Annotated in this window: 20 protein-coding genes and 1 riboswitch; of the genes, 6 read left to right on the forward strand and 14 right to left on the reverse strand. The window is 69.7% G+C overall.

The window, feature by feature from the left end:
• Window positions 1–260: 260 nt before the first annotated feature.
• Together CP978_RS10355 and CP978_RS10360 are read right to left on the reverse strand one after the other, a co-directional pair.
• On the reverse strand, window positions 261–1,610 hold the full coding sequence (locus CP978_RS10355) for an NYN domain-containing protein (RefSeq protein WP_043439671.1): 1,350 nt from the start codon (window positions 1,608–1,610) through the stop codon (window positions 261–263).
• A 34-nt stretch (window positions 1,611–1,644) separates the two neighbouring features.
• The gene (locus CP978_RS10360; protein ID WP_043439672.1) at window positions 1,645–1,884 is read right to left on the reverse strand and encodes a hypothetical protein; all 240 of its coding nucleotides are present in this window, start codon (window positions 1,882–1,884) and stop codon (window positions 1,645–1,647) included.
• Window positions 1,885–2,038: 154 nt separating this feature from the next.
• On the opposite strand from CP978_RS10360, the gene CP978_RS10365 reads away from it, so the two are divergent.
• Both CP978_RS10365 and CP978_RS10370 read left to right on the forward strand, forming a co-directional pair.
• On the forward strand, window positions 2,039–2,770 hold the full coding sequence (locus tag CP978_RS10365; RefSeq protein ID WP_043448371.1) for a rhomboid family intramembrane serine protease: 732 nt from the start codon (window positions 2,039–2,041) through the stop codon (window positions 2,768–2,770).
• Entirely contained in the window at window positions 2,767–3,048 is a 282-nt protein-coding gene (locus tag CP978_RS10370; RefSeq protein WP_043439674.1) for an Lrp/AsnC family transcriptional regulator, read from the forward strand. The genes CP978_RS10365 and CP978_RS10370 overlap by 4 nt, the downstream gene beginning before the upstream one ends.
• Window positions 3,049–3,090: 42 nt before the next feature.
• Here CP978_RS10370 and CP978_RS10375 read toward each other — a convergent pair whose 3' ends face one another.
• The 6 genes from CP978_RS10375 to ctaE form a co-directional block, all read right to left on the reverse strand.
• Window positions 3,091–4,452 carry an aminotransferase class V-fold PLP-dependent enzyme gene (locus CP978_RS10375; RefSeq protein ID WP_043439677.1) on the reverse strand — a complete coding sequence of 454 codons (1,362 nt, stop codon included), beginning with the start codon at window positions 4,450–4,452 and terminating at the stop codon, window positions 3,091–3,093.
• A 365-nt stretch (window positions 4,453–4,817) separates the two neighbouring features.
• Window positions 4,818–4,934: riboswitch (SAM riboswitch) on the reverse strand.
• A gap of 200 nt (window positions 4,935–5,134) precedes the next feature.
• Entirely contained in the window at window positions 5,135–6,199 is a 1,065-nt protein-coding gene (gene trpD, locus CP978_RS10380) for an anthranilate phosphoribosyltransferase (RefSeq protein WP_043439680.1), read from the reverse strand.
• A 140-nt stretch (window positions 6,200–6,339) separates the two neighbouring features.
• Window positions 6,340–7,977, reverse strand: a complete 1,638-nt coding sequence (gene qcrB, locus CP978_RS10385) for a cytochrome bc1 complex cytochrome b subunit (protein WP_043439683.1) — start codon at window positions 7,975–7,977, stop codon at window positions 6,340–6,342.
• On the reverse strand, window positions 7,974–9,035 hold the full coding sequence (gene qcrA, locus CP978_RS10390) for a cytochrome bc1 complex Rieske iron-sulfur subunit (RefSeq protein WP_043439686.1): 1,062 nt from the start codon (window positions 9,033–9,035) through the stop codon (window positions 7,974–7,976). Before qcrA ends, qcrB begins: the two co-directional genes overlap by 4 nt.
• Window positions 9,032–9,844 carry a cytochrome bc1 complex diheme cytochrome c subunit gene (gene qcrC, locus CP978_RS10395; protein WP_043439688.1) on the reverse strand — a complete coding sequence of 271 codons (813 nt, stop codon included), beginning with the start codon at window positions 9,842–9,844 and terminating at the stop codon, window positions 9,032–9,034. The genes qcrA and qcrC overlap by 4 nt, the downstream gene beginning before the upstream one ends.
• Window positions 9,845–9,957: 113 nt before the next feature.
• Window positions 9,958–10,569 (reverse strand): aa3-type cytochrome oxidase subunit III, encoded by a 612-nt coding sequence (gene ctaE / locus CP978_RS10400; protein ID WP_043439689.1) that lies wholly within the window; start codon window positions 10,567–10,569, stop codon window positions 9,958–9,960.
• 189 nt (window positions 10,570–10,758) lie between these two features.
• Here ctaE and CP978_RS10405 point away from each other — a divergent pair, with 189 nt between their 5' ends.
• The gene (locus tag CP978_RS10405; protein WP_043439690.1) at window positions 10,759–11,163 is read left to right on the forward strand and encodes a response regulator; all 405 of its coding nucleotides are present in this window, start codon (window positions 10,759–10,761) and stop codon (window positions 11,161–11,163) included.
• A 173-nt stretch (window positions 11,164–11,336) separates the two neighbouring features.
• Here CP978_RS10405 and CP978_RS10410 read toward each other — a convergent pair whose 3' ends face one another.
• The 4 genes from CP978_RS10410 to ctaC form a co-directional block, all read right to left on the reverse strand.
• Window positions 11,337–12,632, reverse strand: a complete 1,296-nt coding sequence (locus tag CP978_RS10410; protein WP_052454072.1) for a L,D-transpeptidase — start codon at window positions 12,630–12,632, stop codon at window positions 11,337–11,339.
• A 130-nt stretch (window positions 12,633–12,762) separates the two neighbouring features.
• On the reverse strand, window positions 12,763–13,161 hold the full coding sequence (locus tag CP978_RS10415) for a cytochrome c oxidase subunit 4 (protein ID WP_043439694.1): 399 nt from the start codon (window positions 13,159–13,161) through the stop codon (window positions 12,763–12,765).
• Window positions 13,158–14,894: an aa3-type cytochrome oxidase subunit I gene (gene ctaD / locus CP978_RS10420; RefSeq protein ID WP_043439696.1), complete on the reverse strand. Its 1,737-nt coding sequence runs from the start codon at window positions 14,892–14,894 to the stop codon at window positions 13,158–13,160. Before ctaD ends, CP978_RS10415 begins: the two co-directional genes overlap by 4 nt.
• On the reverse strand, window positions 14,891–15,850 hold the full coding sequence (gene ctaC, locus CP978_RS10425; RefSeq protein ID WP_043439699.1) for an aa3-type cytochrome oxidase subunit II: 960 nt from the start codon (window positions 15,848–15,850) through the stop codon (window positions 14,891–14,893). The genes ctaD and ctaC overlap by 4 nt, the downstream gene beginning before the upstream one ends.
• Window positions 15,851–16,106: 256 nt before the next feature.
• On the opposite strand from ctaC, the gene CP978_RS10430 reads away from it, so the two are divergent.
• Window positions 16,107–17,483, forward strand: a complete 1,377-nt coding sequence (locus tag CP978_RS10430; protein WP_043439701.1) for a cysteine desulfurase/sulfurtransferase TusA family protein — start codon at window positions 16,107–16,109, stop codon at window positions 17,481–17,483.
• Window positions 17,484–17,551: 68 nt separating this feature from the next.
• Here the strand turns inward: CP978_RS10430 and CP978_RS10435 are convergent, their stop codons facing one another.
• Complete coding sequence (locus CP978_RS10435; protein WP_043439703.1) at window positions 17,552–18,526, reverse strand: carbohydrate kinase family protein; 975 nt, start codon at window positions 18,524–18,526, stop codon at window positions 17,552–17,554.
• A gap of 365 nt (window positions 18,527–18,891) precedes the next feature.
• Here CP978_RS10435 and CP978_RS10440 point away from each other — a divergent pair, with 365 nt between their 5' ends.
• On the forward strand, window positions 18,892–20,424 hold the full coding sequence (locus tag CP978_RS10440; RefSeq protein WP_227745347.1) for a hypothetical protein: 1,533 nt from the start codon (window positions 18,892–18,894) through the stop codon (window positions 20,422–20,424).
• Window positions 20,425–20,529: 105 nt separating this feature from the next.
• Here the strand turns inward: CP978_RS10440 and erpA are convergent, their stop codons facing one another.
• Window positions 20,530–20,886, reverse strand: coding sequence for an iron-sulfur cluster insertion protein ErpA (erpA, locus tag CP978_RS10445; protein ID WP_043439704.1), 357 nt, complete (start codon window positions 20,884–20,886; stop codon window positions 20,530–20,532).
• 353 nt (window positions 20,887–21,239) lie between these two features.
• On the opposite strand from erpA, the gene nadA reads away from it, so the two are divergent.
• A complete protein-coding gene (gene nadA, locus CP978_RS10455; RefSeq protein ID WP_043439706.1) occupies window positions 21,240–22,424 on the forward strand; it encodes a quinolinate synthase NadA in 1,185 nt (394 codons plus the stop codon).
• Window positions 22,425–22,430 lie beyond the last annotated feature (6 nt).

Below are 22,430 nucleotides of genomic sequence, written 5' to 3' on the forward strand. Positions count from 1 at the left end.
TCAAATCCTCACCTGAAAAATCTCGGTCACCGTCCGCATTCTTTACACATAACTCACGTGCGGTGACGCGGCCTTGACACTACGTTGCGTGAAGACTTCCCCAATCGGGGCATCCCCGGGCGGATGTTGCGGTTGACACTTACGGCACCCATGGGACGTACGGGCCATGGAGAGGCTTCGGGGCTTCGCTCCCTAAACATGGGATCGACGACATCGAATCGACGGTCGTTCTGCCCGGACAACGGCAAGGACGCCCGGTTTCACCCGAGAGTCAGACGCCTGAGCAGCATCACCGACGCGACCGGGCGCGCTCCCGCCCTGGCGACCCCGTCGGCCACCTCGCGATCGGTGGAGGCCACGATGACCGGCCGGCCTGGCGGCTCGGCGCGCACCAGCTGACGGATCAACTCATCGGCCGTGACGCCCGGCTTGGAGAACAGCACCCGCACCCCGCGCGGCGGCGCGAGCAGAACCGGCGCGGCCAGTTCCGCCCCGTCGAAGACACAGGTGACCTCGGCACCGGTCTGCGCGGCGAGCTGCGAGAGCTGCCCCAGCAGCCTGAGCCGCTGCTTCTCCAGCGGCATCTGCGGATAGCCGGTCTTGGTGACGTTGTAGCCGTCGACGACCAGATGCGCCTGCGGCAACGCGAGCAACTGGTCCAGGATCGCGGGGTCGTTCTCGGACAGCGCGCGGGCGGCGATGTCCTTGGGTGTCATCCGCCCCGGCTCCACGGCGTCCACGGTCTGGGCCGGGCGCACGGAGACCGGCGGCAGCGCCAACTCCCGCCGCAGCCCCTGGGCCGCGTCCAGCACGGTGTCCAGGAGCAGCCGCACCCGCATGTCCTCGACGCTGCGCCCCTCACGCGCCGCCCGGCGACTGGCCTCCAGGGCGGCCTCCGTCTCACCGAGGCGCGCCTTGAGCCGCCGGGTCTCGCTCTCGGCGGCGGACAGCTGCGCCTGACCCTCGGCCCGCACCGCCTCGACCTCGCCCTGGAGCTTGCGCAGGGCCGCCTCGCCGCGCTTGACGTCGCTGAGAGCGGCCCGCAGCTTACGGTGAAGCGATTCAGCTTCCTTGCGCGCCGCGTCCAGCTCCGTCCGCAGCCGCTCGGACTCGGCGCGGGTCTGGCCGCGGGCGGCCACCAGCTCCTCGCGCAGCCGGTCCAGCTCGGCCCGGCTCTCCTCGTCGACGCGCTCGGCGTCCGCGCGCAGGGCCTCCTCACCGGCGGCGGTCACCAGCTTCACCCAGCCCGCCGGGCGCAGCACATAGGCCACGGCCGCCACATCGAGCGGGTCCGCGGCCGGGGGCGGCGAGCCGGAGTCCAGGGCGCCGACCAGCTCGGGCTGGGTCTCCCTGAGCTGTTCCGCGATGCGCTGCCGGAACAGCGCATCGGTCTCCAGGGCCGCCGCCATGGCGTTGCCGGCGAACTTCGCCCTGCGACTGGGGGTGAACCGGGCGTACTGCCTCAGCTGTGCGGGCAGCTCCACGAGGGTCAGCCCACCGAAGCCGTCGGACACGATCTGCACCACACGGCGCCGCACACCGTCGGGCAGCGGACGGTCGAGCACCTCAGCGGTGCCGTCGACCGGCTCCCCGCCCGTGGTCTCCACCATCCGTCACCCCACTGTCCCCACAGGGCCGGCTCCGTCAGGAGCCGGTGCCCGGCCTGTCCACCAGTTCCACCTGATCCACGGCGTTGCACCAGCGGCAACGCACCGACTCGATGGTCTCACTGACCACCTCGCGCTCCTCGACCCTCGGTTCTCCGGCCAGATCGAGGTGGACGTACTCGACGACCTTCGACGAACGCGTGACGTCGAAGCGCGTGAGGTTGCCGCAGAGCGTGCACCGCCAGCGGGTCGTCCCGGTCGGCAGGGGAACCGTCATCGTGGCTGTTTCCTTCTTCCAGTCTCCGTGATGCGCCAGCTTCCCTGGAGCGTGTGGGTGGTAACCCTACGGCCTGACGGGCGGTCGCCGCCCGCCCGTCCCGAGCGGCGAGGCACTCTGCGCCGATCGGTCCGGTTACGCCATGCTCTGTCCCATGATCAGCACCTGGACCAGGGCGGCCACCGGAGCACTGCGGGCACATCCGGCCCCGATGACCTACGGACTGATCGGCCTGTGCTGTCTGATCTTCGTGGCCGGACCGGCCTCGGGTCTGGATCCGTCCTACGGCACCGGGGACGCGCTGCTGGCCGCGCAGCGCGCCTACTTCGCCCGCTGGGGCGTGGTGCCCGCGGAGCTGTTCGACGGGAACCCCCGGGCGCTGTTCACCCCTGCGACGGCGCTGTTCGTGCACGGAAGCTGGGTGCATCTGCTGGGCAACATGCTCTTCCTCTACGTCTTCGGAGCCATGGCGGAGGAGCGGATGGGCCACCTGGAGTTCACGCTGTTCTACCTGGGCTGCGGCTATCTGGCGCTGCTCGGGTACGCGGCGGCCAACGCCGGCTCGACGGAGACCCTGGTCGGGGCGTCCGGGGCGATCTCCGCGGTGCTCGGCGCGTTCCTGTTCCTCTTCCCCAGGGCCAGGGTGACCAGTCTCTTCCCGTTCCTGTTCTTCCTGCCGCTGCGTTTCCCCGCCTGGGTGGTGCTGCCCTTCTGGGCGGGCCTGCAGTGGATGGCGGCCCGCCGCGCCACCCAGGGCCCCGGGGTGGCCTACCTCGCCCATCTGGTCGGCTTCTCCCTGGGCTTCCTCTACGCCTGGGTGCGCCATGGCCGTACGAGTAGGGTGAAACCCCCAGCCCAGGCCCCCGAGGGAGAGCACCAGCCATGATCACCGCGATCGTCCTCATCAAGACCAGCGTGGACCGGATCCCCGAGATCGCCGAGCAGATCGCCTCGCTGGACTCCGTCAGCGAGGTGTTCTCCGTGACCGGTACCTACGATCTGATCGCGATGGTGCGGGTGCGGCAGCACGAGGATCTCGCGGACGTCATCCCGGGGCGGATCAGCAAGATCCCCGGAGTGGAGGCCACGGACACGCATGTCGCGTTCCGCACCTACTCGCAGCACGACCTGGAGGCGGCGTTCGCGATCGGCCTCGACGCCTGATCCCACGAACACCGCCCCGCGCCGGCCCGGGGTCACCCAGGGTCACACCGCCGGGACGCAGCGGCCGCCCTCCGTGCGGTACTCCCACTTCGCACCGTTCTCGACCAGCTCCCGCACCGCGGCCAGAAAGCGCTCGATGTGCTCGTCGGGCGTGCCCGCGCCGAAGCTGACCCGGATCGCGTTCAGGGAGGTCTCTCCGGGGGCCGCCTCGGGGGCGCCGCATTCCCCCTGACTCTGGGGGTCCCCGCCCAGCAGCAGGCGCACCAGCGGGTGGGCGCAGAAGAGTCCGTCGCGGACCCCGATGCCGTACTCGGCGGACAGCGCCGCGGCGAAGTGGGAGCTGTTCCAGCCCTCGACGACGAAGGAGATGACTCCGACGCGCGGGGCGTCGTCGCCGAAGAGGGAGAGCACCCTGGCCTCGGGGACCTCGGCGAGCCCCTCCCTGATCCTGCGGATCAGCTGCTGCTCCCGGGCGACGAGGGTGTCGAAGCCGGCCTGGGTGAGCGCGGTGCAGGCGGAGGCGATGGAGTAGGCGCCGATCACATTGGGCGAGCCGGCCTCGTGCCGGGCGGCGCTCTCGTGCCAGTCGACCCGCACCGCCCCGTCCTGGAGCCGGGTGACCTTCCGGCTGGCGCCGCCGCCCGCGAGGTACGGCTCGGCCCGGCGCAGCCAGTCGGCACGGCCGGCCAGCACTCCGGAGCCGAAGGGCGCGTACAGCTTGTGGCCGGAGAAGGCGACCCAGTCGACGTCCAGCCCGCGCACGGACACCGGGTGGTGCGGGGCGAGTTGGGCGGCGTCCAGGACGATACGGGCGCCGTGGGCATGGGCGGCCGCCGCGAGTTCACGCACCGGCCACAGCTCTCCGGTGACATTGGAGGCACCGGTGACACAGACCAGGGCCGGGCCGTGGGGTGCGCGGTCCGCAAGGGCACGTTCCAGGGTCCGCACGGCCTCCTGCGGGGTGCGCGGGGCGTCCAGGCAGGTCACCCGGTCCTCCGGCCAGGGCAGCAGTGCGGCGTGGTGCTCGGTCTCGAAGACGAAGACCCGGCAGTCGGCGGGCAGGGCGGCGGCGAGCAGATTGAGCGAGTCGGTGGTGGACCGGGTGAAGATCACCTGGTCCTCGGGACGGCAGTCGAGGAACTCGGCGATGGTCCCGCGGGCGTTCTCGAAGAGGTCCGTGGACAACTGCGAGAGGTAGCCGGCGCCCCGGTGGACGCTGCCGTAGTACGGCGCGTACGCCGCCACGTCGTCCCAGACCCGCTGGAGCGCGGGGGCGCTGGCCGCGTAGTCGAGGGCGGCATAGGTGACCTCGCCACCCGTGACGAGCGGGACGGTGACATCACGCCCCAGAACGGGCAGCGGGGAACAAACGGACCGGTCGGCGGCAGCGGTGGAGACGGACATGGGTGCACTCCCGTGAAAGCAGGCGGAATCACCGTGCCGGACGGCGCGCTCGACGTCGGTACGACGGTGCGCGACGGCGCCATGGCACAGGAAAAGGTGAAAGGTGAAGAGGGGTTGCGGAGGCGGGGCTCTGCGGCCCTAGGGCCTGTCTGACCATTCGCGTCGGAGAAGGCCGCGGCGTCTGGTGCCGTGCATCGCAAGGCGGAGGGTCGCCCCCGTACTGGGCGTACGTGGGCGTCCCGACAACGCGGCGAGGTGCGGTGCCAGACGTCGCGGGCCCGGCGGGAATGGCCAGACAGGCCCTAGCACATTCGCTTGCTCACGGAAGGCTCCCTCGAACGACCAGGACCCCTGGTGATACGAGGGGTCCGCGCTTGCCGCGGACCTCGCTGCCCACGGCCTGGTCTTCACCCGGGGCACCCCGCCACGGACGGAGGGTTGCCGGACAGTCGGCCGGGGCCGAATGACTGTCGCTCATGACCTGTTCAGGACGGTACGTGAAGTGATCTCCGGGCCGCAACTCATGTCCGGATGGCGGGACGTGGGCCTGCCCCGGCCCGTGGGCCGCCGCGCGGAGCGGGCGGGGAGAGCGGCACGGCGGTGTGCGGGCCGGCGCCCGTGCGGCGAGGCGGGTCGCGGGCCGGGGGAACCACACACCTCCTCGGCCCGCCCGCCGCAGGCGCTACGCGTTGCTCGCGGCCACCCACCGGTCCAGGGCGCGCTGCGCCGCCCCCGAGTCGATCGACTCCGCTGCCTTCTCCATCCCGGCCCGCAACCGGTCCGCCAGTGGGCCGTCCCCGGCCTCCAGCGCCACCAGTGCGGCGGCCGAGTTCAACAGGACCGCATCCCGCACCGGGCCCGTCTCACCCGCCAGCAGCCGTCGGGCGACCTCCGCGTTGTACGACGCGTCGGCGCCCCGCAGGGCTTCCACCGGCACCATCTCGATACCGACGTCCCGGGGGTCGAACGTCTCCTCGGTGACCTTGCCGTCGCGCACGATCCACACCCGTGACGTCGAGGTGGTCGTCAGCTCGTCCAGGCCGTCGTCGCCCCGGAAGACCAGGGAGGAGTTGCCGCGCTCGGCGAAGACGCCCGCCACGATCGGCGCCATCCGCGGATCCGCGACGCCCACCGCCTGTGCCTTCACCTTCGCCGGGTTGGTCAGCGGGCCCAGCACATTGAACGTGGTGCGGATGCCCAGCTGGCCACGTGCCGCGGCGACATGCCGCAGCGCCGGGTGGAACTTCACCGCGAAGCAGAAGGTGATCCCGGCCTCCTCGGCCACCTCGGCCACCCGCTCCACCGTCAGCCCCAGATTGACCCCGAGCTTCTCCAGCACGTCCGAGGAGCCGGACGCGGAGGACGCGGCCCGATTGCCGTGCTTGACGACCTTCGCGCCGGTGCCGGCCACCACGATCGAGGACATCGTGGAGATGTTCACCGTCCTCGCGCCGTCGCCCCCGGTGCCCACGATGTCGACGGTCGCTCCGGGCACCTCGATCACATTCGCGTGCTCGTACATCGCCCGGACGACGCCGGTGATCTCCTCGACCGTCTCGCCCTTGGCCCGCAGCGCCACCAGGAACCCGGCGATCTGGGCGTCCGTCGCCTCGCCGCGCATGATCCGGTCCATCGCCCAGGCCGTGTCGTCCGCGCTCTGGTCGTGGCCGCCGAGCAGGCCGTTCAGTACGCCGGGCCAGGAACGGCCCGCCGCGGTGTCGCCTCCAGCGGGGTTCACAGCGCTCATCAGCCGCTCCTGGGTGGGTGTGTCCCTGACGGGACGCGAGTGTGTCGACTTGCTCCACCCTATCCAGCGCGGAGCACGGCGAAGGGCCCCGTCCAGTGCATGGACGGGGCCCTTCGACCGTGGCGTGGCGTGTGCAGCGATCAGTGGTGGCCGTGGCCGCTGGTGATCTCCTTGTACTCCTCGGCCGTGGGCTTGGGGATCTGGTTGGTCTCCCCGTAGTAGCCGCTGCTGAGCTTGGCGCGCAGCTTCTCCGAGCTCTTCAGCTTCCGCTCGACACCGTTCTCGTCGACCAGCGGGCCGACCTCGACCGGCTGGTACTGGTGGTGCGCCGTGAGCGTGTGCAGCTGCTCCTGGCTGAGCGGCTCGTGGACCTCGATGAACTCACCGTGCGGCAGCCGCTTGATGATGCCCGACTCGCGGCCGTGCAGCACCTTGTCGCGGTCCCGGCGCTGGAGGCCGAGGCAGATCCGCTTGGTGATGACGAACACGATGACCGGCAGCACGAAGAAGGCGATGCGGACGAACCAGGTGATCGCGTTGATCGACAGGTGGAAGTGGGTGGCCCAGAGGTCGTTTCCACCACCCACCAGCAGCACGAAGTACCAGGAGATCCACGCGGCACCGAAGGCGGTACGCGTCGGCGCGTTGCGCGGGCGGTCCAGGATGTGGTGCTCGCGCTTGTCGCCGGTGACCCAGGACTCGATGAACGGGTAGACCGCGATCGCGACCAGGACCAGCGGGAAGATCATCAGTGGGATGAACACACCCAGGACGAGCGTGTGGCCCAGGAAGTCGATCTCCCAGCCCGGCATCACACGGATCAGGCCCTCGGAGAAGCCCATGTACCAGTCCGGCTGTGCGCCGGTGGACACCTGGTCGGCACGGTAGGGGCCGATGCCCCAGATCGGGTTGATCGTGGCGATCGCCGCGACGGCCGTGATGACACCGAAGACCAGGAAGAAGAAGCCGCCGGCCTTGGCCATGTACACCGGCAGCAGCGGCATGCCGACGACGTTGTTGTTCGTCTTTCCGGGGCCCGCGAACTGGGTGTGCTTGTGGTAGAAGACCAGGATCAGGTGGCCGACCACCAGGCCGAGCATGATGCCCGGCAGCAGCAGGATGTGGACCGAGTAGAAGCGGGCCACGAAGTCGCCGCCCGGGAACTCCCCGCCGAAGAGGAAGAACGACAGGTACGTGCCGACGATCGGCACGGACAGGATCGCGCCCTCCATGAAGCGGACACCAGTGCCGGAGAGCAGGTCGTCCGGGAGCGAGTAACCGGTGAAGCCGGTGAACATGCCCAGGACGAACAGCAGGAAGCCGAACAGCCAGTTGACCTCACGCGGCTTGCGGAACGCGCCCGTGAAGAACACGCGCATCATGTGCACGAACATGCCGGCGAGGAAGATCAGCGCCGCCCAGTGGTGGATCTGCCGGATCAGCAGACCACCGCGGACGTCGAAGCTGATGTGCATCGTCGAGTTGAAGGCCTCGCTCATCAGCTGGCCCTGCAGCGGCACATAGCTGCCGTTGTAGACCACCTCGTTCATCGACGGGTGGAAGAACAGCGTCAGATACACACCCGTGAGGATGATGATGATGAAGCTGTAGAGGCAGACCTCGCCCAACATGAACGACCAGTGGTCGGGGAAGATCTTCCGCATGTTGGACTTGGCCAGGGAGTAGATCCCCAGGCGGCCGTCGGCCCAGTCGGCGATGCGCTCGCCGGCCGGCGCCCTTCCGCGCGAAGCGGAGTCGTTGGTCGTCGTAGTACTCATCCGCGCTCCCAGAAAGCAGGACCGACGGGCTCCGCGAAGTCGCCGAGCGCTTCGAGGTAACCGTCCGCGTTGACGCCGATGCGCAGCTGCGGCAGGGCGTGACCGGCCGGGCCGAAGATGACCCGGGCACCGTCGGAGAGGTCGAAGGTGGACTGGTGGCACGGGCAGAGGGCGTGGTGCGTCTGCTGCTCGTACAGGGAGATCGGGCAACCGACGTGGGTGCAGATCTTCGAGTAGGCCACGATGCCCTCGTGGGACCACTCGAGTTCCTGCTTGTCCTTGATGTTCTCCGGCTGGAGCCGGACGATCATCAGGGCCGCCTTGGCGATCTGCGTCTGGAAGTCCTCGTCGTGCTCCTCCAGGCCCTCGGGCTTGGCGAAGGTGAGCGACCCGACCGCGACGTCCGAGGGACGCAGCGGCTGGTTGGTGTTCATGTTGACGAGGAGCTTGCCCTTGGACCACATGGTGTGCCGCAGCTTGGTCCCGGGCAGCGGGCCCAGGTCGCGCAGCAGCACCACGCCGGAGAGCGGGAACAGCGCGAGCGCGCCGAACATCGTGTTACGGATCAGCTTGCGGCGACCGAGCTGGGACTCCTTGGCGCCCTGCTGGAAGTCGTCGAGGACCTTCGCCTTGACCTCCGGCGGCGCCTCGATCGGGTGCCGCTCGTCGGCGACCTCGACGTCGGACATCAGGGTGCGGGCCCAGTGGACCGCGGCCGCGCCGATGGCGAACAGCGCCACGCCCAGCGTCAGGCCCAGCGCGAAGTTCATCGCGCTGATGTGCCCGATCGGGAAGACGTAGATCGACTTGTTCGGCTCGATGGTGACGTACGAGGCGATGAAGCCCACGGTGGCCAGCATCGACAGCGTGAACAGCAGGGCGACCGTGCGCTCGGAGCGCTTGGCGGCCCGCTCGTCGATGTCCTGGATGCGGTGCTCGTGGGGCGGCAGGCCCGGGTCGGCGAACGGGTGGTTCTCGTCCGCGACGGTCACGGCGGCACCGTGCGTGGCGTCCTGCTCGACAGGCAGGTTCTCTTCTGGAATGTCGTGGCTACTCATGACTTCTTGGCCTTTGCGGTCCGAGCGGCGACCCAGACGGCGACCGCGATCAGCGCGCCGAGGCCGAAGATCCAGGCGAACAGGCCTTCGGAAACCGGGCCGAGACCGCCCAGCGTGAGGCCACCGGGGCTCTCGGTCTGGTCGCCGTTGACCGCGTCGAGGTACGCGATGATGTCCTTCTTGTTCTGCTGCGACATCGTGGTGTCGGGGAAGGACGGCATGTTCTGCGGGCCGGTCTGCATGGCCTCGTAGATGTGCTTGGGGGCGACGCCCTCCAGGCTCGGTGCGTACTTGCCGTGCGTCAGCGCGCCACCCTTACCGGTGAAGTTGTGGCACTGGGCACAGTTGGTACGGAACAGCTCGCCACCCTTGGCGATGTCGGCACCCTCGGGGCTGTAGTCGCTCTTGGCCGGGACGGCCGGGCCGGCGCCGAGGGAGGCGACGTACGCCGCGAGCTGGTCGATCTGGGCCTGCGTGTAGATGGCCTTCTTCTTCGGCACCTGGGGGCCCTGCGAGGTGGCGGCGGGCATCCGGCCGGTGCCGACCTGGAAGTCGACGGCCGCCGAGCCCACGCCCACGAGGGACGGGCCGTCGGAGGAGCCCTGACCGCCGGTGCCGTGGCAACTGGCGCAGCCCACCTGGTAGAGCTTCTTGCCCTCCTCGATGGCGAGGGACTGGGCGGTGTCATCGGCCTGGGCCTTCTCGGCGGGCGCGAACGCGGCGTACAACCCCCCGGAGACCGTCAGCGCGATGAGTAGGACGACGAGCGCCGCCAGCGGATGGCGTCGTCGTGCGGAGAGCTTTTTCACGGATTACCCCGGTGTCAGGATCTTCTGCGTCGATGCTTCTGGGAATGGATCGGATCGTCGAGGGCGATCGGTTCTCCCCTTTCGGGTGAACGTCCGCCGCACGCGACGGCCGACTACTTGATCATGTAGATCGTGGCGAAGAGGCCGATCCAGACGACATCGACGAAGTGCCAGTAGTAGGACACGACGATGGCGGCGGTCGCCTGCTCATGGGTGAACCTCCGCGCCGCGTAGGTGCGGCCGAGGACCAGGAGGAAGGCGATGAGACCTCCCGTCACGTGCAGACCGTGGAAGCCGGTGGTCAGGTAGAACACCGAGCCGTACGGGTCCGAGGAGAGCGAGAGGCCGTCCTCCTTGACCAGCTCGGTGTACTCGAAGATCTGTCCACCGATGAAGATCGCACCCATGATGAAGGTGACGATGAACCAGCCCCGGAGCTTCTTCACGTCACCGCGCTCGGCGGCGAACACGCCGAGCTGGCAGGTCAGGGAGGAAAGCACCAGGATCGTGGTGTTCGTCGCCGAGAACGGGAAGTTGAGATGGCTCGCCATCTCCTTCCAGTGAGTCGGCCCGGTCACCGATCGCAGGGTGAAGTACATCGCGAAGAGGGCCGCGAAGAACATCAGCTCGGAACTCAGCCAGATGATGGTTCCGACGCTGGTGAGGTTCGGTCGATTGACCGACGGGTGCGCGTGCCCGGTTTCTACTGTCGTTGCTGTCGCCACGCCGACATTATGTCGGTCGCTTATCCCGCCCTCACCCCCGGGGGTGCCCTTCGGAGTGTCCATAGCGTGTGGACTGCCCGTATGGCCCACCGAAGGCCCGGTCCGAACGGCTGTTGACCAAGTGGTCCAGGGGGGTAGCATCCGCCCCAACGGTCCCGTTCCGTACGACGCTGACCTCCCGGAGGAAGCATGCAGCCGACCGCCACGGTGCTGGTCTACAGCGACGACTCCCGCACGCGCGAGCAAGTGCGGCTCGCGGCCGGGCGGAGGCCGGCTCCGGACGTCCCGGAGGTCGAGTTCCTGGAGTGCGCGACGCCCGCCGCGGTCCTCAGGGAGCTGGACCGGGGCGGCATCGACATCTGCGTCCTGGACGGCGAGGCCGTGCCGATGGGCGGGATGGGCGTCTGCCGGCAGATCAAGGACGAGGTCTTCAACTGCCCGCCGACGCTGGTGCTGATCGCACGCCCGCAGGACGCCTGGCTGGCCACCTGGAGCCGGGCCGACGCGGCGGTGACGCTGCCGGTCGAGCCGGTCGAGTTCGCCTCCGCGCTGGCCTCCCTGCTGCGGCGCAAGGCACTGGTCGGCACCTCCTGACGCGTTCCGCGGGCTGAGGGTCTCCGGCGGCGCCGGCACCCGTCTCACCCGGGGTACCGGGTCACGCGGCACATGGCTCCGCGCCCCTTGCCGGGGGCGCGGAAGGCCGGTCGCGGGGCGCGGGGCGCCCCCTGCGCGCTGCCGCTCGGGACCTCGGGGCGTCGACCGCCGTCTCACACCATCTCGGGACGCAGTCTCGCGCGGTCCTGGACGCTCGGGCCCACGGGGGTGCCTCCGATGAGGGCGCTTCCCTTGCGCCACTTGGTCCAGTCGACGTTCCAGTCGCCGAAGCCGTTGCCGAACGGCTCCATCTCCTTGCCCTGGGAGTTGACGACCTTGACGATGTCGCCCGGCTTCACGGTGTTGTAGAACCACTGGGCGTTCGGGGTGCTCATCCCGGTGCAGCCGTGGCTGACGTTGGCATAGCCCTGGGAGCCGACGGACCAGGGCGCGGCGTGCACATACTCGCCGCTCCAGGTGACCCGGGCCGCCCAGTAGACGTTGAGGTCATAGGACTCGCGGGACCCCTCGGCGATGCCGACGGTGCTTCCGCGCATCCGTACGAGGTATTCCTTGGCCAGCACGACCTTGATGCCGTTGCGGGTCGCGAAGCCGGGCTTGCCGGTGGTGATGGGGATGCGGCTGATGACCTGGTCGTCCTTGTAGACCGTCATCTGGTGGGCGCCGGCGTCCGTGACGGCGATGAGGCGGTCGCCCGTGGTGAGCTTCACGTCCTTGGCGTCCCCGCCCCAGAGCTGGTCGGAGATCTTCACCCCGGCGAGGTTGCTGTGCGCCTTGATCGTGGTGTGGACGGGCCAGTAGTCCTTGGGGCGGTAGTGCAGCGTCTTGTCGTCCACCCAGTACCAGGAGCCCTGGACCGCGGGGGTGGAGTCCACCTTGAGAGCGCTCTCGACGATGGCCCGGGCCGCCTTGTCCTTGACGGGCTCGCTGAGCTCGGCGGTCACGGGCTGGCCGACGCCGTAGGTCCCGGACTCGGGGCCGAAGGTGACATTGACCTTCTTGCTCTTGGGGGTACTGGTGTCGAACTCGATGAGCTTGCGGCCGGGGGCGCCGTCCTCGTCCTCCGTGCTCACCTGCACCCGGTAGTGGGTGCCCGCGGCCAGCGGTGAGGTGCTGTGCCAGCGGCTGCCGTCGGCGGAGAGCTCACCGGAGACATACCGTCCGCGCGCGTCGGTCGCCGTGACGTCCGTGATGCGCCCGTCGTCGTCCGCGGAGGTGATCTCCAGGGGTTTGTCCGGGTCGGCCTTCTTGCCGGCGCCGGAGGGGGCGTTGTAGGAGATGTCGTCCGCGGCGTCGTAAGGCTTCTGCGCGAGCGGGTTCCCGCCGGACCCGCAGGCGACGAGGCCCGTGCCGAGGGCTATCACCAGCAGGGCGCAGCGGAGAACCGTGCGATGTCGCGGGCGCGTGTCGGACGCATCGGCGCCCCGGGGGAACACTGTCTCGTTCATGCCCTCACGCTATGGACGTCCGTCGTCCGCGGCGCGCCGAGTGATCCGTGCGAGGGACGGAGGTCGTGGCAAAAGAGGGAGCCCGGACCCTCCTGACGGAGTGTCCGGGCTCTCTTGCGCTCGGCGCGTGCTACTGGGTGCGGTTCTCGCCGCGGTAGTACTCGAAGACCCAGCCCCACAGACCCACCAGGAGGATGGGGAGGGAGAAGTACAGCAGCCACCAGCCGACCGCGATACCCAGGAAGGCGAACGCTCCACCGATGCCGAGGGCGAGCGGCTGCCAGCTGTGCGGGCTGAAGAAGCCCAGCTCACCGGCGTCGTCCGCGACGTCGGCCTCCTTGTTGTCCTGGGCGCCCGTGTCGACCCGCCGGGCCGTGAAGGCCAGGTAGTAGCCGATCATGATGCTCAGGCCGAAGGCCAGGAAGAGCGCGGTGGTACCGGCCGGCTCCTTGGACCAGACGCCGTAGACGACGGCCATGACCAGCAGGAAGACGGCCAGCCAGAGGAACATCTTGCCCTGGATCTTCACTTGCCGGCCTCCTTGCCACCGGTGACGGCCTTGCTGCCCGCACCCGCGTACTCGAGCTGCTCGAGCGCCGTGATCTCGGGGTGATGCAGGTCGAAGGCGGGGGATTCGGAACGGATCCGGGGCAGGGTGAGGAAGTTGTGCCGCGGGGGCGGGCACGAGGTGGCCCACTCCAGCGAACGGCCGTAGCCCCAGGGGTCGTCGACCTCGACCTTCTTGCCGTACTTGGCCGTCTTCCAGATGTTGTAGAGGAACGGCAGGATCGACATTCCGAGCAGGAACGAGGCGATCGTCGAGACCGTGTTCAGGACGGTGAAGCCGTCGGCCGCCAGGTAGTCGGCGTAACGACGCGGCATGCCCTCGGCACCCAGCCAGTGCTGCACCAGGAAGGTGCCGTGGAAGCCGATGAACAGCGTCCAGAAGGTGATCTTGCCCAGGCGCTCGTCGAGCATCTTGCCCGTCATCTTCGGCCACCAGAAGTGGAAGCCGGCGAACATCGCGAAGACGACCGTTCCGAAGACCACGTAGTGGAAGTGCGCCACCACGAAGTACGAGTCGGAGATGTGGAAGTCCAGCGGCGGCGAGGCCAGGATGACACCGGTCAGACCGCCGAAGGCGAAGGTGATCAGGAAGCCGGTCACCCAGAGCATCGGTGTCTCGAAGGACAACGAGCCCTTCCACATCGTTCCGATCCAGTTGAAGAACTTCACACCGGTGGGTACGGCGATGAGGAACGTCATGAAGGAGAAGAACGGGAGGAGCACGCCACCGGTGACATACATGTGGTGGGCCCACACCGTCACGGAGAGGCCGGCGATGGCGATGGTGGCGCCGATCAGGCCCATGTAACCGAACATCGGCTTACGGGCGAAGACCGGGATGATCTCGGAGACGATGCCGAAGAACGGCAGGGCGATGATGTAGACCTCGGGATGGCCGAAGAACCAGAAGAGGTGTTGCCACAGCAGGGCGCCGCCGTTGGCCGCGTCGAAGATGTGGGCACCGAACTTGCGGTCCACCTCGAGGGCGAACAGCGCGGCGGCCAGCACCGGGAAGGCCAGCAGCACCAGCACACCGGTCAGCAGCACGTTCCACACGAAGATCGGCATGCGGAACATGGTCATGCCGGGGGCACGCATGCAGATGATCGTGGTGATGAAGTTGACCGAGCCGAGGATGGTGCCGAAGCCGGAGAAGGCCAGACCCATGATCCACATGTCGCCGCCGACACCCGGGGAGTGGACCGCGTCCGACAGCGGGGCGTAGGCGAACCAGCCGAAGTCGGCCGCGCCCTGCGGGGTGAGGAAGCCGGCGACCGCGATCAGCGAGCCGAACAGGTAGAGCCAGTAGGCGAACATGTTCAGCCGCGGGAACGCCACATCGGGCGCGCCGATCTGCAGCGGCATGATCCAGTTGGCGAAACCGGCGAACAGCGGCGTCGCGAACATCAGCAGCATGATCGTGCCGTGCATCGTGAACGCCTGGTTGAACTGCTCGTTCGACATGATCTGCAGGCCCGGGCGGGCCAGCTCAGCGCGCATGAGCAGAGCCATGACGCCACCGATGATGAAGAACGCGAACGACGTGACCAGGTACAGCGTGCCGATCGTCTTGTGGTCGGTGGTGGTCAGCCACTTGACGGCGGCGACACCGGGTTGCCTGCGGCGTACCGGCGGCTCGATTGCGTGCGAGCCCTCGGTTGCGGCGGCACCCTGGGGTTCATTGAGGATGCTCACAGGTTGTTCGTCTCCCGGTTCTTCTCGTGGCTCGTCTGCGCGATGCCCGCGGGAATGTAACCGGTCTGCCCCTTCTTGGCGAGGTCCTTGAGATGCTGCTCGTAGCGCTCGGGGGAGACGACCTTCACGTTGAACAGCATCCGGGAGTGGTCGACGCCGCAGAGTTCGGCGCACTTGCCCAGGAAGGTGCCCTCCTTGTTGGGGGTCACCTGGAAGGCGTTGGTGTGGCCCGGGATGACGTCCTGCTTCATCAGGAACGGCACCACCCAGAAGGAGTGGATGACGTCACGCGAGGTGAGGACGAAGCGGACCGTCTTGCCCTTGGGGAGCCACAGGGTGGGACCCGGGTTGCCGGTCTGCGGGTTCCGCGTGGCGGGGGTGCCGAAGTCGTAGACACCGCCGGCGTTCACCGGGAAGTCCTTCTTGTACCGGTCCGGGATCGCGTCCAGGTTCGGATCGGTCTTGGCGTCTCCCGTCACACCGGCGACCGGCTCGACGTAGTTGAAGCCCCAGCTCCACTGGTAGCCGATGACGTTGACGGTGAGGTCGGGCTTCTTGGAGGTGTCCATGAGCTTCGACTCGTCACGGGCCGTGAAGTAGAAGAGCACCGAGACGATGATGAGGGGGACGACCGTGTACAGCGCCTCGATCGGCATGTTGTACCGGGTCTGCGGAGGGACCTCGACCTTGGTGCGGCTGCGTCGGTGGAAGAACGCGCTCCACAGGATCAGGCCCCAGACCAGGCAGCCGACAACGAGCGCGGCCGCCCAGGACCCCTGCCACAGGGAGAGGATCATCGGAGCCTCTTCCGTGGTCGGGGTGGGCATACCAAGGCGGGGGAAGTCCTTGTATGTGCAACCGGTGGCGGTCGCCAGGACCAGGCCCGCGGTCAGTGCCTGCAGCAGCTTCCGCCGCATCGGGCGCCGCGGCGAGCGGTCGGAGCCGTTGGGACTCACGTAGCGCCTTCCCGAGAGTCTCGCCCGCGCGGTTGGCTGCGGCCTTCTCGCTGGTCGGTCGCCGCCCTGCGTCGGGCAGGGGTTTGGATGTTTATGCGGACCAAACCCTACTGGACGCCATTTGGAGCCGCGCGGGGAGGGTACCCAACGCGCCGCCGGTCACCCCGAAGAGGCGGAATGACCGGTTCTGGCCCGCATCTGACAGGGCCTTCGGGTGCCTTTCGAGCCGCCGGTTCGCAGGGGTTAGCGTGGCGGTGTGTCCTACTTCGACGCCGCTTCCGCGGCCCCCCTGCACCCCGTGGCCCGCCAGGCCCTGACGGCCTCGCTCGACGAGGGCTGGGCCGATCCGTCCCGTCTGTACCGGGAGGGGCGCCGGGCCCGGCTCCTGCTGGACGCGGCACGTGAGGCGGCGGCGGAGGCGGTGGGCTGCCGCCCGGACGAACTGGTGTTCACCACCTCCGGCACCCGGGCGGTGCACTCCGGGATCGAGGGGGCGCTGGCGGGCCGCCGCCGGGTGGGCCGCCACCTGATCGTGTCCGCGGTCGAACACTCTTCGGTGCTCCACTCCGCGGAGGTGCTGCAACGCGACGGGGGCACCGTGACCCGGGTGCCGGTCTCCCGCGCGGGCGCCGTCACCCCGGAGGCGTACGGAGCGGCGCTGCGTCCGGACACCGCGCTGGCCTGTCTCCAGTCGGCCAACCACGAGGTGGGGACCGTGCAGCCGGTGGCCGAGGTGGCCGAGGTGTGCCGGGCGGCGGGGGTGCCGCTGCTGGTGGACGCGGCGCAGTCGCTGGGCTGGGGTCCGGTGGACGACGGCTGGTCGCTGCTGACGGCCAGTGCGCACAAATGGGGCGGCCCCTCGGGTGTCGGGCTTCTGGCCGTACGCAAGGGGGTGCGCTTCGCCCCTCAAGGGCCCGCGGACGAACGGGAGTCGGGGCGGGCCGCCGGCTTCGAGAACATTCCGGCGATCGTGGCGGCCGCGGCCTCGCTACGGGCGGTGCGGGAGCAGGCTGCCGGCGAGTCGGTGCGGCTGCGGGAGCTGACGGAGCGCATCCGGGCGCGGGTGCCGGAGCTGGTCCCCGATGTGGAGGTGGTGGGCGACCCGCGGCGCCGTCTGCCCGGGATCGTCACCTTCTCCTGTCTCTATGTCGACGGGGAAAGCCTGTTGCACGAGCTGGACCGGGCGGATTTCTCGGTTTCGTCCGGATCGTCCTGCACCAGCAGCACGCTGACACCGAGCCATGTCCTCAAGGCGATGGGGGTGCTCAGCGAGGGCAATGTCCGGATCTCGCTGCCGTCCGGGACCTCGGCCGAGGAGGTCGACCGGTTCCTCTCGGTGCTGCCGGACGCGGTGGCGACGGTGCGCGGGAAGCTGGGCGCACCGTCCCCGAGGACCGCCGCCGACCGGGACGCCCTGGTCGTCGACGCCCTCGGCAAGCGCTGCCCGATCCCGGTGATCGAACTGGCGAAGGTCATCGGGGATGTGCCGGTCGGGGCCAGGGTGCGGGTGCTCTCGGACGACGAGGCGGCGCGTCTGGACATCCCGGCCTGGTGCGAGATGCGGGAGCAGGAGTACCTCGGGGAGGAGCCGGCGGAGCGGGGCTCCGCCTATACGGTCCGCCGGCTCTCCTAGTACTCCCGTAGTACTCCTGCTACTCCGGGCGCGCCGCCTCCTTCGGGGGAGGCGGCGCGGGTGCCGGGTCAGATCAGGAACTTCTGGACCTCGAGCGCGGCCTCGTCGCCGTAGGCCTTGGTGAAGCGGTCCATGAAGTGGGCGCGGCGCAGCTGGTACTCCTGGGTGCCCAGGGTCTCGATGACCAGGGTCGCCAGCATGCAGCCGACCTGGGCCGCGCGCTCGTGCGAGACGCCCCAGACCAGGCCCGACAGAAAGCCCGCGCGGAAGGCGTCCCCGACGCCCGTCGGGTCGACCTTGGCCGTCTCCTCGGGCACCCCGACCTCGACCGGGTCCTCGCCGGACCGCTCGATGCGCACGCCCCGGGAGCCGAGGGTGGTCACCCGGTGGCCCACCTTGGCCAGGATCTCGGCGTCGGTCAGGCCCGTCTTGGTCTCGATGAGCCCCTTCTCGTACTCGTTGGAGAAGAGGTAGGTCGCCCCGTCCAGCAGTATCCGGATCTCGTCGCCGTTCATGCGTGCGATCTGCTGCGAGAAGTCCGCGGCGAACGGGATGGACCGGCTGCGGCACTCCTCCGTGTGGCGCATCATCGCCTCCGGATCGTCGGCGCCGATCAGCACCAGATCGAGACCGCCCACCCGGTCGGCCACCGTCTTGAGCTCGATGAGGCGGGCCTCGCTCATCGCACCGGTGTAGAAGGAGCCGATCTGGTTGTGGTCGGCGTCGGTGGTGCACACGAAGCGGGCGGTGTGCTGGGTCTCGGAGATGCGCACCGACGTCGTGTCCACGCCGTGCCGGTCCAGCCATGCCCGGTACTCGTCGAAGTCCGAGCCGGCCGCGCCGACCAGGATCGGCGCGGTGCCGAGCTGCCCCATGCCGAAGGCGATGTTCGCGCCCACCCCGCCGCGGCGCACGTCCAGGCGGTCGACCAGGAAGGAGAGCGAGACCGTGTGCAGCTGGTCGGCGACGAGCTGGTCCGAGAAACGCCCGGGGAAGGTCATGAGGTGGTCGGTGGCGATGGAGCCGGTGACTGCGATACGCACGGCGAGGACACGCTCCTGTGGAGGAGAGGGGGATTGACAGTTCACGCTACCCGTTCCGCACGGACCGTGACAGGACGGCCCCGGGCGCGCCCCGGAGGTCTTCGACCGGGGCCGGACCGGACCGGGGAGCGGGAGCCGGTGCCGCGGGGCACGGCGCCGGGGCCCATGAGCCGGTGCCGCGAGGCTCGCTGCCGGCGCCCGTGGGCCCGGTCCGATCCCGGACGAGAGGTCCCGGGGAACCGTGCGCTCCCCCGCCACGTCCCACCCTCGTCCCCGCGCGCCGGGGACGAGGTACGACCCCGCCGTGGCCGCTCGTGGCACGGCGGGGCCGGCCGGGACGGCAGTGGAGCCGAAGGAGCGATGCGGTGAACACCGAGCAACCCGACGAGGCGAACGACGCCCTCGAGACCGCCGAGGACGGGGACGGAAGCGCGCCCCGCCGACGGCGCTCCCTGGTCGTCGCCTCGGTCGCGGCGGCGGTCCTGCTCGCCGGGGGCGGCGGGGTCCTGCTCGCCACGGGCGCGTCCGGGGGAACCGGGGGATCCGCCGCGCCGGGCGGGGACGGCGCTCCCCCGCCGCTGGTCCTCGACGGGCGGGGCGAGGGCGCCGCCCCCGGTATCGCGGTGGGCGAGCCCGACCCGTACGGCACGGAGTACAAGGTGACGGGCAGCCTCCCCGACGGCCCGGACTCCGCCCCCGTGTACTGGGCGAAGGGCCGGGTGACGCGGGACGAGGTGGCGCGGCTCGCCGAGGCGCTGGACCTGCTCGGCACACCACGGCTGGTGGGCTCCGTCTGGCAGGTGGGGACCGCCGAGGACGGTGCCGAACCGTATCTGCGGGTGGACCGGGACGCGCCGGGGCAGTGGACGTACAGCGCGCGTCCGCAGGGGAGCGACAACTGCCTCCGGGGCAGGCCCTGCAAGCCGTCCGGCTCCGCCGCGACGGGCGCGGGGACCGGGCCGGTGAGCGGGACGACCGCGAAGAGGGCGGCCGCTCCCGTGCTGACGGCGGCCGGTCAGGGCGACGCACGGCTGGACGCGTCCCAGCTCATGGGGCAGGCGCGGGTGGTGAACGCCGAGCCGCGGGTGGGCGGGCTGCCCACCGCCGGCTGGACGACCGGCCTCCGGATCGGCTCCGACGGCACGGTCATCGGCGGGAGCGGCAGGCTGAAGGCACCGGTCGAGGGAGCCGTGTATCCGGTCGTCGACGCGCGGCGGGCGCTGGACCTGCCGCACGGGACGACCCCCTCGTACGGCCGCAAGGGCATCGGCGGCTGTATCGGGCCCGTACCGCTGAAGGACCGGGACGAGGCTCCGTGCACGGCGTCCACCGTTGCCCCGGAGCGGCCGTCGGCGTCCGTGCGGGGAGCGGTGTTCGGGCTGGCCGCGGAGGCGGTGGCAGGCCGGCCGGTACTGGTGCCGTCATGGCTGTTCCAGGTGCGGCCGGCGGGGGGCGCGGAGGACATCACGGTGACGCGTCCGGCGGTCGACCCGCGGTACACGACCCCGCCGCGGGCCGCCTCGACCGGGGATCCGGGCACGGGTGGACCCGGCAGGAGCGACCAGTCCACCGGGGCTTCCGCACGACGTGCCGTGGAGGTCCTGGGCTACGACGCCGACGGCCGGGACCTCACCGTGTCCTACCAGGGCGGTGTGTGTGCCGACTATGCGGTGTCCGTGGACGAGGGCTCCGGCGAGGTGACGGTCACCGTGACCGAGACGTCCGCTCCGGGCCGGATCTGCATCATGGTCGCCAAGCAGTACCGGGAGACGGTGCGGCTCCGGGAGCCGCTCGGGGACCGTGCGGTGGTGGGCGGTGACGGCGAGCCGGTGCCCAGGGGCGTCCCGGCCGGCCCGTCACCGCCGTCCGCCGACGGGCCGGGCCCGGTCCGGTCGTAGGGAACGCGGAACCGCGGCGGAGGAGCCCCGGACACACGAAGGCGGCGTCCCCTTGCGGAGGGGGCGCCGCCTTCGGTCCGCGCACCGTGGCCGGTCGCGGTGTGCTCAGCTGAAGGAGTCGCCGCAGGCGCAGGAGCCCGTCGCGTTCGGGTTGTCGATGGTGAAGCCCTGCTTCTCGATGGTGTCGACGAAGTCGATGGTGGCGCCGCCCAGGTAGGGGGCGCTCATACGGTCGGTGACGACCTTGACTCCGTCGAAGTCCTTCTTCACGTCGCCGTCGAGGGAGCGCTCGTCGAAGAAGAGCTGGTAGCGCAGGCCGGAGCAGCCGCCGGGCTGGACGGCGACGCGCAGCGCCAGGTCCTCACGGCCTTCCTGGTCGAGCAGGGCCTTGACCTTGGCCGCAGCGGCGTCGGTCAGGATGATGCCGTCGGTGACGGTGGTGGTCTCGTCCTGTACGGACATCTACATCTCTCCCGGGTTGTACGGAGACTGCTTGCCGACGGGTGCAACCGGCGCGGCCGCGGATTCATTCCGGGCCGGGAGCATGTCTTTTCGCTTCTCCCTCATGCTCGCACACCCGGCGGAACCCGCACAGCGGCCTGTGGACGGGCCTCGTCCGTCGGAGGGACGGCGTCCGCCCGCCGGGGGATCCATGTCTCGGTCCGGGATTCACGTCACATGGACGCTATCGCCGTCGTCAATCTGACGTGAAGCGGTTATGATAGATAGCGTCATTTCGACGAAAAGGCGTGTCCCGCATGTCCCGCCGACCCGTCCGAGGGCCGGCGAGCCGCAGAACAGAAAGGGTGCGTGTCGTGACCACCGCCCAACCCCAGGAGCTCGACGTCCAGCCGACGCCCCTCGCCCTGCTGTTGCTCGGCCGTGAGGCCGATCCGAGGAGCGAGCGAGGCGTGGAGTGTCCCGGCGACCTGCCCTCCCCGTCCGACCCGGACCTGGTCGAGCGCGCCCGGGTGGCCAAGGAGAAGCTCGGGGACAAGGTCTTCGTGCTCGGCCACCACTACCAGCGCGACGAGGTCATCCAGTTCGCCGATGTCACGGGCGACTCCTTCAAGCTGGCCCGGGAGGCCGCGGCGCGGCCGGAGGCCGAGTACATCGTCTTCTGCGGTGTGCACTTCATGGCGGAGTCGGCGGACATCCTCACCTCCGACGAGCAGAAGGTGGTCCTGCCGGACCTGGCGGCCGGCTGCTCCATGGCCGACATGGCGACGGCCGAACAGGTCGCCGAGTGCTGGGACGTGCTGACCGAGGCGGGCGTCGCCGAGCAGGTGGTGCCGGTCTCGTACATGAACTCGTCCGCCGACATCAAGGCGTTCACGGGTCGGCACGGCGGCACCATCTGCACCTCCTCGAACGCGAAGCGGGCCCTGGAGTGGGCCTTCCAGCAGGGCGAGAAGGTCCTGTTCCTCCCGGACCAGCACCTGGGCCGCAACACGGCGGTACGGGACCTGGGCATGTCGCTCGAGGACTGCGTCGTCTACAACCCGCACAAGCCGAACGGCGGGCTGACGGCCGAGGAGCTGCGCGCCGCCACGATGATCCTGTGGCGTGGCCACTGCTCGGTGCACGGCCGCTTCAACCTGGACTCGGTGAACGACGTCCGGGAGCGGATCCCCGGGGTGAACGTGCTGGTCCACCCCGAGTGCCGGCACGAGGTCGTGGCCGCCGCGGACCACGTCGGCTCGACGGAGTACATCATCAAGGCGCTGGAGGCGGCACCGGCGGGCTCCAAGTGGGCCATCGGCACCGAGCTCAACCTCGTACGGCGGCTGGCAAATCGTTTCGCCTCGGAGGACAAGGAGATCGTCTTCCTCGACCGGACGGTGTGCTTCTGCTCGACGATGAACCGCATCGACCTGCCGCACCTGGTGTGGGCACTGGAGTCGCTGGCGGAGGGCAACCTGGTCAACCGCATCGAGGTGGACAAGGAGACGGAGTCCTTCGCGAAGCTGGCCCTGGAACGCATGCTGGCGCTGCCGTAGCGCTCC

The sequence above is a fragment of the Streptomyces nodosus genome (assembly GCF_008704995.1).
Taxonomy (GTDB): domain Bacteria; phylum Actinomycetota; class Actinomycetes; order Streptomycetales; family Streptomycetaceae; genus Streptomyces; species Streptomyces nodosus.